We start from the raw sequence: 9,632 nt of genomic DNA, 5'->3' as shown, positions 1-9,632 counted from the left end.
GAATGCACCCGCGCGTTCGTCGACGTCCGCGAGGTCTCCTGGATGCTCCGCGACCTCGGACAACACCTCATCGCAGGCGGCTGGGCCACCGGAGCGGTGGGCGCGGTCGGCACCGGCGTGGTCGGTGCCGGTGGCGCCGTCGCGAGCAAGGCGCAGCCGCGTGCGCTCGGGCGAAAGGAGACCACGGTGGCCGCCGGAGTCCTCGCCGTCCTGGCGGTCGGTGCGGGTGCGGCAGCGTTGATCGCCAACCTGGGCGACGAGCCGCCGGTCCAGGCCGTCGAGGAGGGCGAGGCAGCCGGGCCGCCCGGCCTCCCGGGTCCGCCGGAGCCACCCGCGCAGGAGCCCGCCCCGACCATCCCGCCCGCGGACCCAGCGCCGCGCCCGGCCACCACGCGCAAGGAGGACGCCGCTCCGGCGCCGGCGCCCGAGCGGAAGGTGGCCGAGCCGGAGCCGGCGGACGACCCGCCGTCCGCTCCGGACATCGAGCCGACCGTGGACCGGCCCTCGCCGCGGACGCCCGCCGACAAGCCCGTCGCACCGGAACCGGAGCCGGAACCAAAGCCGGAGCCAAAGCCCGAGCCGAAGCCGACCCCGCCGCCTGTCGACTCCGGCGGGCCGCCCGGAAATCCCGGCAACCCCAACGGTCGAGGCCCCACGAAGTTCAACGACCAGGGTCCCGGGAACGGGAACGGGAACGGGAACGGGGCCGGTCGCGAGAACGGTCAGGGCGACGGACGCGGGAACGGCAAGGGTCACGGCAACCGCGGCGGCGTCGAAAAGGGCGACGGTCGAAGCCCGGGCCACGGCAGGCAGGACACGAGCGGGTTCACCGTCACCGGCCTGCCCGGCACGCTGCTCGGCGACGGCTGAACGGCCTGCGGGCCTCGGCGTCCGGGGCCTGCCAGGCTCGACGTCGTCCTTCTATGGCGTGTTTCGGAACTGGTCGGCGGACGCTGGTCCCAGCTGACTGACTCGGCGTACCGGGTACCGCCAGTCAGCGCGCTGGTCGGACCACGGGACTGACTCGGCGCACCCGGTACGCCGAGTCAGGTTCGCAGGCAACATCTACGAAACCTGCCCTACGGCACGACCGGCCGACGCCGCAGGAGGACGCGCCGGACCGGATCAGCGCCCGTCCTGATCAGCGCCCATCCTGATCAGTGCTCGCCGTGATCAGCGCCCGTCCTGATCAGTGCTCGTCGTAGTGGTCCCCGTGCACGGCGTGCTTGTGCCCGTCGTGGACGTAGTCCGTGTGGTCGTCGTGGGGAGCCGCCTCGTGCCCGCAGTCCGGGCCGTGCGTGTGCTCGGCCGCGGTGTGCTCGGCGACCGACTCGTGCTCGTCGTAGTGGTCACCGTGCAGCGCATGGCGGTGCGTACCGTGCAGGAAGTCGACGTGTCCGTCGTGCTGCACCGCCACATGCCCGCAGCTCTCGCCGTGCTGGTGCTCGGCGGTCGTGTGCTCGGCGTGGATGTCGGCAAGACTCATGTGGCTGCCCTCCGTCGTTGCTGGGACGCCGACGTTGGCGTCAGCTCACACTGGCACGGGTCAGTGGTTCTTGCCGGGCCGTGGGGCGACTTCTGCGCTTTGTCCGGCGGCTCCGGAGTCCCGCGAGTGCGACGGCGCACACCGACGTCAGGACGAGCGCCCCGGCGGGCGCGAGGGTGGTCCACGGTGCGCGTTCGACGTAGTCGATGCCCTCGCCGAGCAGCAGCCCCCACTCGGGGAGCGGCGGCTGGGCGCCCAGGCCGAGGAAGCCGAGCGCCGCGAGCGCCAGCGCGACCCCGGGCAGCCGGAGCATGCCGTGGCGCAGCAGCGGTCCGATCGTGGCGGGCAGCACGTGCAGCGCCCAGATCTCGGCGCGGGAGACGCCCGCGACCGGGAGCCACCTGATGTGCGGCATGGCGTTCGCCTCGTCGATGAGCGCCGTGGCGTGGGCGGTCAGCAGCGGCCAGGTGACCCACAGCACGGCGAGCGCCGCGCCACCGACCGACGGGCCGAGCAGCGCGGCGATGATGACGCCGGCGAGGATCGGGGGCGTCGCGTTGGCGATCTCGGCCGGTCCGCGGGCGATCTCGCCGAGCACGGCCAGGAGCAGCGCGACGGCGATGGCGACCAGGACGATCCCCGCCGACGGCAGCAGGGTGCCCAGCGTTCCGTGGGCGACCCGCGCCAGGAGGTCCCGCCCGCTGGCGTCCGCCCCGAAGGGCAGCTCAGCGCTCGGCGGTGCGAGGCGCTGGTGGGCGATCGTGTACGGGTCGCGGGGCAGGCCGAGGGCGAGCATCAGCGCCATGAGGCCGAGGGCGACGCCGACGGTCCAGCGCGCGGCCCGGTCGTCACCCCGCCGTTCGGGGGGCGGTGGGAGCGCGCCGGGTGGCAGTCCTCCGCCGCGCAGGGCGCGGCGGGCGAGGCCGGCGAGCAGGCCCACGACCAGTGCCGCGAGCGCCATGAGCAGCACGCCGGCCTGGAGGGCCGGCAGGTCCTGCGCGTTGGCGGCGCCGAGGAGGTAGCGGCCCAGCCCTGGGATCGCGAAGACCTGTTCGACGGCGACGGCGCCGCCGAGCAGGCCGATGAGCACGAGCCCGAGCTGGTCGACGACCGCTGCGGCGGCGCGGCGGAGGACCCCCGCAAGGATGACCCGGCGGCGTGCGCCGCCGAGCAGCCACACGCTGACCCAACGTTCCTCGGTGACGCCGGAGACGGCGTCGGCCAGCAGGCGCCCGAGGAGGCCGCCCGCTGGGATGCCCAGGGCGAGCGCGGGCAGGATCGCGGTCTCCGGCCCGCTCCACCCGTAGGGCGGCAGCCACCGAAGCTGGACGGCGACCACGACGAGAAGGGTGCTCGCGAGGAGGAACTCGGGCAGCGCGGTGAGCGCCACCCCGACGGGGCCGGAGCCGCGCTGCGGGCGGTCGCGGAGCACCCGCGACGCGGCGGGCGTGACGACGGCCGCCACGATGACGAGCGCGACGACCGCCGCGAAGAGGGTGAGGGTCAGGGAGACGCCGAGCGCGTTCCAGACCCCCGGCCCGATCTCGCCGCCGCTCACCCAGGAGGTGCCGAGGTCGGCGCGGAGCACGCCCGACCACCAGCGGAGGCTGGTGGCCACCGGGCCGCCGTCGAGCCCGAGCTCCGTGCGGACGGCCGCGAGCGCCTCCGGCGTCGGCTCGAGCTCGGCGTAGCGGGCGCGGAGCACCGAGGCGGCGGGGTCGCGCTGCGAGAGCCAGGGCAGCGCCCCGGCGACGAGCAGCAGCGCGATCCCGCTGACGAGCCGGGAGGCGACCCCGATGGCGTTACTGTGCCGCATCGAGGTGGGTGTCGGCGGTGATGAGGATGCGCTCGCGCGGGTCCCGGGCGGCGTCCACCACCTGCAGGGACTCGCCCTGGATGACCCGCTCGTGCAGGAGCGGGATCGCGGCGTCGGTGGCGAGCACCGCGGCCTCGGCGGCCATGCTGGCGCGCTGACGGTCCTCGCCCGGCTCGGTCTGCGCTGCGCTGCTGATGGCCTCGTCGACGTCGGGGCTGCAGAGCTGGGCGATGGAGAAGCCGCCGTCGCAGGTGAAGTCGGAGGCGAGGTAGGCGACGGGGTCCCCGGAGTCGAGCACCGTGGCGCGGGAGAGGATGAACGCGTCGAACTTGCCGTCGAGCGCGTCGGCCTCGATGAACTGGTACTCGCGGACGTCCTGCTGCACGTCGAAGCCCGCTGCCTCGAGCTGCTGCTCGAGGATGACGGCGACCTCGGGCAGCTCGGCCCGGTCGGTGAAGGTGCCGAGCGTGATCTTGACGCCGTCGACCTCGGCCGGCGTCGCGCGCCCTTCGAGGACCTCCTGGTAGGCGGCCTCGTCGCGATACCCAGCCGCCCACGGCAGCGCCGGCCCGAGCAGGCCCTCCGCGACGTCGGCGCGGCCCTCGTAGACGGACTCGATGATCGCTGCCCGGTCGACGGCCTCGCGTGCGGCGGCGCGGACGGCCGGGTCCGCGAACGGGCCGGACTCGGTGTTCAGGTACAGGGTGTTGGTGCGCGGCATGGGCACCTCGGTGATGAGGTCGTCGGCTATCGACGCGGCCTGCCCGGCCGGGATCGCCTCGACGACGTCGGCCTCGCCCGTCCGCAGGGCGGCGGCGCGGGCCGTGCCGTCGGGCACGTACCGCACGTCGATCCCCGCGGCTTGCGCCGGCTCGCCCCAGTAGCCGTCGAAGCGTTCGAGCGTCGCTCCGACGACGCCGTCGACCGCCGTCAGCTCGAACGGCCCGGTGCCCGTACCGGTCGGGTCGACGCCGCTGTCGGTGTAGGCCTCTGCGTCGAGGATCGCGAGCTGCGGGCTGGAGAGCCGGTGCGGCAGGAGCGGGTCGGGCTCGGCCGTGGTCAGCACGACGTCGTCGCGATCGGCCTCGACTGTCAGCTCGACGCCGTCGAGGATGCGCGGGACCGGGCTCGCGTCGATCGCGTGCTGGAGCGAGTTCACCACCGACTCGGTGGTGAGCTCGTTGCCGTTGTGGAACGACACGCCCTGGCGGACGGCGAACCGCCAGGTGGTGTCGTCGACCCGCTCCCACTCGGTGGCGAGCGCGGGCAGTGCCTCCCCCTCCTCGTCGAGGACGACCAGCGTCTCGGCGGTGGACCAGCGCGAGAGCTTGAAGGCGTCGTCGCTCAGGGGGCTGAGGCCGGAGCGCGGGGGCTGCAGCATCGCGACGGAGATCCGCTCGTCCGATCCCGCACCGCCGGCGGGGGCCGGCGCGGAGAAGCACGCGGTGAGCAGGGAGAGCGACAGCGGGATCGTCACGAGCGCGAGGAGCCGGCGCGGCAGAGGACGGCGCTTGGAGGGGTTCATCGGATGGTTCCGTTCATGGGGCGGGAGCGGTGATCGTGACCGTGCGGGTGCAGCGCGCTGCGACCGCGGGGTCGTGCGTGACCAGAAGGAGCGCGATGCCCAGCTCCTGGGTGATGGACAGCAGCGCCGCCGAGACGACGCCGGCCGTGTCGGCGTCGAGCGCGCTGGTGGGTTCGTCGGCGACGAGGACGGCGGGGCCCGGTGCGACCGCGCGGACGATCGCCGCGCGCTGGGCCTGCCCGCCCGAGACCTCCGACGGGCGGCGTCCGAGCAGCTCCAGGTCGAGCCTGGCCAGCCGCGCGGCCCGGTGCACCCGGGACTTGATGTCGTCGTCGCCCGTGAGCCGGCGCACGGCCTGCTCGATGGACCGGCCGAGCGTCCAGCGCGGCACGAAGGCGGCGAGCGGGTCCTGCGGGACACCCTGGACCAGGCGGCGCTCGCTCCGCGGCGGGCGGCCCGATGGCGTGCACCACTCGGTGCCGCCGACCAGGACGCGGCCTCCGGCCGGGGTCCGCAGGCCCAGGACGATGTCGGCGAGCGTCGACTTGCCGGTGCCGGACCGGCCGACCACCGCGACGGACTCGCCGGGGCGGACGTCGAGGCTCGTCGGGGCGAGGACCGCGCGGGCCTGGGCGCCGCGGCCGTGGACGGCCGTGACCCGCTCGATCGTGAGCGTCGGCGCGGTGAGCTGCGCGGTCACCGGCTGCTGCCCGGTCCGACACCTGGGACGGCGCCCGGTCCGGCGCCCGGGACGAGCTCGCTCACGACGCCGTCGGACACCGCGAGGTGACGCGCGCCGAGCGTCCGGACCACCGCGAGGTCGTGCGTGGCGACGACGAGCGTCTGCCGTGGGCCGACGATCTCCTCCAGCAGGCGGAGCGTCTGGTCCCGGGACTCGTGGTCGAGCGCGCTGGTCGGCTCGTCGGCGAGGATCAGCGGTGCGTCGGTCAGGGCCGCGAGCGCCACGCTCGCGCGCTGCGCCTGGCCGCCCGAGAGCTCGGTGGGACGCCGCCGGTGGAGCGCTGGATCGTCGAGCCCTACCGCGGCGAGCACCGTGCCGACCCGGGCGGGGTCGGCGCCGGTCACCGTCCGTAGCTGGCGGGCGAGCGGGACGAGCGGGTGCAGGGCGTCGAGGCCGCGCTGCGGGACGAAGCCGATGCGCCGCAGCCGTGTGGTGCGCTCGCCGGTGAGGCTCAGGCCGACCGGCCACCGTCCGGAGAGGGTGCTGAGCAGGAGCGACTTGCCGCTGCCCGACGGCCCGGTGACCGCGATGCGCTGCCCCGCGAGGACATCGAGGGAGGCGACGGTGAGGAGCTTCGTACCGTCGGCGGTGCGCACCTCGGCGTCGCGCAGCGACAGGATCGGGCGGCCTGCCTGATCCGGCCCGTCGACGCTGTCCTCGTGCTCGCGGACGGTTCTGATCAGGTGGCGACTCATATTGAGAATCATTATCGCCCAAATGGCGATCTCTTGACAAATGCCGCAGCCCGGCAGGCGGGTGGCCTGCCGGGCCGGTTGGCGCGGGCGGGGTGAGACGGTGGGGCGAGGAGGGTGGTCGGCGCGGGCCGTCAGAGCAGGCCGGCGAGACCGAGCCCGAGACCGAGCAGGGCACAGACACCCAGCGTTCGCAGCACCGACCAGCGCACGACGAACAGCAGCAGCGCCGCGACGACCGCGATGCCCAGCGCGGCGGGCTGGATCGTGGTGAGGTCGGGGACGTCGAACGTCAGCGGGCCGGCGGACCAGGGGGTCGAGGTGGCGAAGAGCGTGTGGGTGGTGAAGTAGAGGGCAAGGTTGGCGATGACGCCGACGACCGCCGCCGTGATGGCCGTCAGGGCCGCGCTCAGCGTCCGGTTGCCCCGGAGCCGCTCGACGTACGGCGCGCCGAGGAAGATGAAGAGGAACGACGGCACGAAGGTGACCCAGGTCGTCAGCAGCGCGCCCAGCACGGCCGCCGCCCACGGGTCGAGGTCGCCGGGGTTGCGGTAGGCGCCGAGGAACGCGACGAACTGGACGACCATGATCAGCGGCCCCGGCGTGGTCTCGGCCAGCGCCAGGCCACGCGTCATCTCGCCCGGCGTGACCCATGCGTAGGTCTGCACCGCCTGCTGTGCCACGTAGGCCAGCACCGCGTAGGCGCCGCCGAACGTCACCAGGGCACTGCCCGAGAAGAACAGCCCCTGCTGGGTGAACACGCTGTCGACCCCCGTCAGCAGCGCGACGGCGAGCACGGGGAGCGACCATGCCAGCAGGCCCAGCACCAAAACACGCAGGGCCCGGCGCCCGGACGGCTTCTCGGCGTGCAGGGCGTCGTCGGGGATGAGCGGGGCGGGGCCGTCGGCCTGGTCGCTGCGCGCCGTGGTGGCGATCCAGGCCGGCGCGAAGCGGTGCACCAGCCATCCGAGCACACCGGCGCCGAGCACGACGAGCGGGAACGGCACCGCGAAGAAGGTGAGCGCCACGAAGGCGGCGATTGCGAGGGTCACGAGCGCGGGGCTCGTCAGCGCCCGCTTGCCCACCCGGAGCACCGCCTGGACCACGATGGCCAGGACAGCCGGGGCGAGACCCGCGAACACCGCCGAGACGACGGTGGTCTCACCGAAGGCGACGTAGACCGCGGACAGCACCAGCAGCGCGAGCATCCCGGGCAGCACGAACAGGCTGCCCGCGACCAGGCCCCCGCGCCAGCCGTTGAGCAGCCAGCCGGTGTAGACGGCGAGCTGCTGCGCCTCGGGTCCGGGCAGCAGCATGCAGTAGTTGAGCGCGTGCAGGAACCGGCCCTGCCCGATCCACCGCTTCTCGTCCACGAGAGTGCGCTGCATGACGGCGATCTGCCCGGCCGGGCCGCCGAACGTCTGCCACGAGATCGCGAACCAGGCGCGCACGGCGGTCCGGAAGGGGATCAGGTCCCGGGGTGGCGACGCGGCCGCGGAGTTCGCGCCGGTCTCGTCGTCAGTCATGTTGCTCCTGGTCATCGGTATCCAGTCATCGGTATCTGGTCATGAGTGTCTGGTCACGGTCAGCCGGCGGTCGCCGTCCGGCCGGCATCAGGCTGGTTCGCGCCCCAGCAGGTAGGAGCGCCGGAAGAACTCGTAGAGCCCGTCGAAGAGCGGGCCGGCGACACCGAGGGTGTGCTCGTCGTCGCCCGTCATGGACAGCCCGCGCAGCACGACGTCGAGGCCGGGCGCCTCCGGCGCGTCGTACTTCGCGTCGTCCAGGTCGGCCTCGTGGACTATCTGGCCGATCCGGGTCAGGACCGGGTCCGTGAGCTCGTACCGCACGAGGATCGTCTCGAACGTGCACCGGTCACCGTGGTGCCCGAGGTCGACGCCCCGCATGTCGAACGGCGTGGCATCGCCAGGCACGTCGGCGGGGTCCCCGACGAACACGAACTCGGCGTCCGGGTCGACGAACCGACGAATCAGCCAGGCGCAGGCGGCACGATCGATGTGCACCCCGGCGCGCGTCGCCCACCTCATCGCACACCCCGCTCACCCTGCGCCTGCGCCGTCGCCGTCGCCGTCGCAGCGCGCGGCCCGTCGGACTCGACCTCCGACTCCTCCCCGAGCTCGCGCAGCGCGGCGAAGGCCCGCTCGCGCTCGTCCGGCGAGAAGAAGTCCCTTCGGGACACCTCACGAAAGGTCTTGCGCAGCCTGGCGAGCACCTTGCGCCGCTCCACGACCTGCTCGGTCAGCGCCTCGCGGGCGGCCGTCTCCAGCTCCAGGTACTCAGCGGCCCGGTCCGCCGCCATGGCGGTCGCCAGCTCACGCTCCTGCGCCGCCGACGCCGGCCTGGCCAGCCACACGCTGGCCGTGCCGCCGTGCTCCACCACCTCCTCGGCCCCCCACTCGAGCTGCTCACGGGTGCGGGCGTCGGCGGGCAGCGCGACCAGCCCGTCCGAGATCTGCGCTACGCCGAGGCGCTTGAGCCGGCGCCACAACGCGACGCGCGGCGACGACGGTTCGCGCGGCAGCCGGTAGCTCAGCAGCACCCATTCGCCGGTCATAGGAGGATGTAACCACGGTTACATCTCGGTCCACAAGCAAATCCCTCGCGGCAATCACCCCGTCCACCGGGCGAATTGGTCCCTTTTTTGACAGAATGACCGTATGGCCCACTGGGCCAAGGACTGACCGACAGCACATCCGCTTGCACCACCCAGGCGAAGCACCCCCCATATCGCTCCGCACCCAGGGTGAATCACGACCGGGACTCCATGCCTCTGCATGGATACCCTCCCCCGTGCCCGCCAGCAGACCCGGGCAAGACCACGTGAAGGATCGATATGCCGCCCAGCACCACCAACGCCGTTCTCGAGGGGATCGAAACGTCGATCTGCCGGCAGTACGGCGAGCACTCCCCCCACACCGCTTACCCCCACACGACGACGGACGGCGAGTACACCGCCGTCGTCGACCAGCCCGCGCTGCCCGGAGCCACGGAGACCGCCGCCCTCCGGATCTGTCGCGGAGCGGCCGTCGACCTCTCCGACCGCTGGGCGTTCTTCGACGACCTGGCGCCTGCCGCCGCCTTCGTCCGCGCGGGCCGTGTGTCCAACCTGATGTCGTCGTGGGACCTGTTCGAGGCGGCCGAGGTCCGGGCCTTCTGCGCCAGGCACCACCGCGAGGAGGCGGCCCTCCTGCTGGGCCGTCAGGTCTACGAACGCTCCGAGATCCAGGCGCACGCCGCACGGTTCGCCACTGCGGCCTCGGTCCGGTCGCACGCCGCCGCCTGGCTCGGAACGCTCCTGCGGAGCCCTGCGAGCCGCTAGCAGGGCGCAAGCCGGCCCGGCACGAAGGTTCTCG

At 73.6% G+C, this 9,632-nt stretch carries 9 protein-coding genes and 1 pseudogene; 2 read left to right on the top strand and 8 right to left on the bottom strand.

What is annotated here, in order from left to right:
• Positions 1-870, top strand: a pseudogene (locus ACFWE2_RS22485) (hypothetical protein); the annotation flags it as partial.
• Between the two features lie 319 nt (positions 871-1,189).
• Here ACFWE2_RS22485 and ACFWE2_RS22480 read toward each other — a convergent pair.
• The 8 genes from ACFWE2_RS22480 to ACFWE2_RS22445 form a co-directional block, all read right to left on the bottom strand.
• Entirely contained in the window at positions 1,190-1,486 is a 297-nt protein-coding gene (locus tag ACFWE2_RS22480) for a hypothetical protein (RefSeq protein ID WP_377226431.1), read from the bottom strand.
• A gap of 40 nt (positions 1,487-1,526) precedes the next feature.
• Positions 1,527-3,302, bottom strand: a complete 1,776-nt coding sequence (locus tag ACFWE2_RS22475) for an ABC transporter permease subunit (protein WP_377226430.1) — start codon at positions 3,300-3,302, stop codon at positions 1,527-1,529.
• Complete coding sequence (locus ACFWE2_RS22470; RefSeq protein WP_377226429.1) at positions 3,289-4,827, bottom strand: ABC transporter substrate-binding protein; 1,539 nt, start codon at positions 4,825-4,827, stop codon at positions 3,289-3,291. Before ACFWE2_RS22470 ends, ACFWE2_RS22475 begins: the two co-directional genes overlap by 14 nt.
• A gap of 13 nt (positions 4,828-4,840) precedes the next feature.
• Positions 4,841-5,527 carry an ABC transporter ATP-binding protein gene (locus ACFWE2_RS22465; RefSeq protein ID WP_377226428.1) on the bottom strand — a complete coding sequence of 229 codons (687 nt, stop codon included), beginning with the start codon at positions 5,525-5,527 and terminating at the stop codon, positions 4,841-4,843.
• Positions 5,524-6,264 (bottom strand): ATP-binding cassette domain-containing protein, encoded by a 741-nt coding sequence (locus ACFWE2_RS22460; protein WP_377226427.1) that lies wholly within the window; start codon positions 6,262-6,264, stop codon positions 5,524-5,526. Before ACFWE2_RS22460 ends, ACFWE2_RS22465 begins: the two co-directional genes overlap by 4 nt.
• A 131-nt stretch (positions 6,265-6,395) precedes the next feature.
• Complete coding sequence (gene chrA, locus ACFWE2_RS22455; protein ID WP_377226426.1) at positions 6,396-7,787, bottom strand: chromate efflux transporter; 1,392 nt, start codon at positions 7,785-7,787, stop codon at positions 6,396-6,398.
• Between the two features lie 87 nt (positions 7,788-7,874).
• The gene (locus ACFWE2_RS22450) at positions 7,875-8,306 is read right to left on the bottom strand and encodes a chromate resistance protein ChrB domain-containing protein (RefSeq protein ID WP_377226425.1); all 432 of its coding nucleotides are present in this window, start codon (positions 8,304-8,306) and stop codon (positions 7,875-7,877) included.
• Positions 8,303-8,833, bottom strand: a complete 531-nt coding sequence (locus ACFWE2_RS22445; protein WP_377226424.1) for a Chromate resistance protein ChrB — start codon at positions 8,831-8,833, stop codon at positions 8,303-8,305. Before ACFWE2_RS22445 ends, ACFWE2_RS22450 begins: the two co-directional genes overlap by 4 nt.
• Positions 8,834-9,112: 279 nt before the next feature.
• Here ACFWE2_RS22445 and ACFWE2_RS22440 point away from each other — a divergent pair, with 279 nt between their 5' ends.
• Positions 9,113-9,598: a hypothetical protein gene (locus tag ACFWE2_RS22440; protein WP_377226423.1), complete on the top strand. Its 486-nt coding sequence runs from the start codon at positions 9,113-9,115 to the stop codon at positions 9,596-9,598.
• Positions 9,599-9,632: the final 34 nt, after the last annotated feature.

The organism is Promicromonospora sp. NPDC060271, assembly GCF_042726755.1.
GTDB lineage: Bacteria > Actinomycetota > Actinomycetes > Actinomycetales > Cellulomonadaceae > Promicromonospora.
Note: the sequence above shows the minus strand (reverse complement) of the source record. Positions and strands in the feature narration are given on the sequence as shown.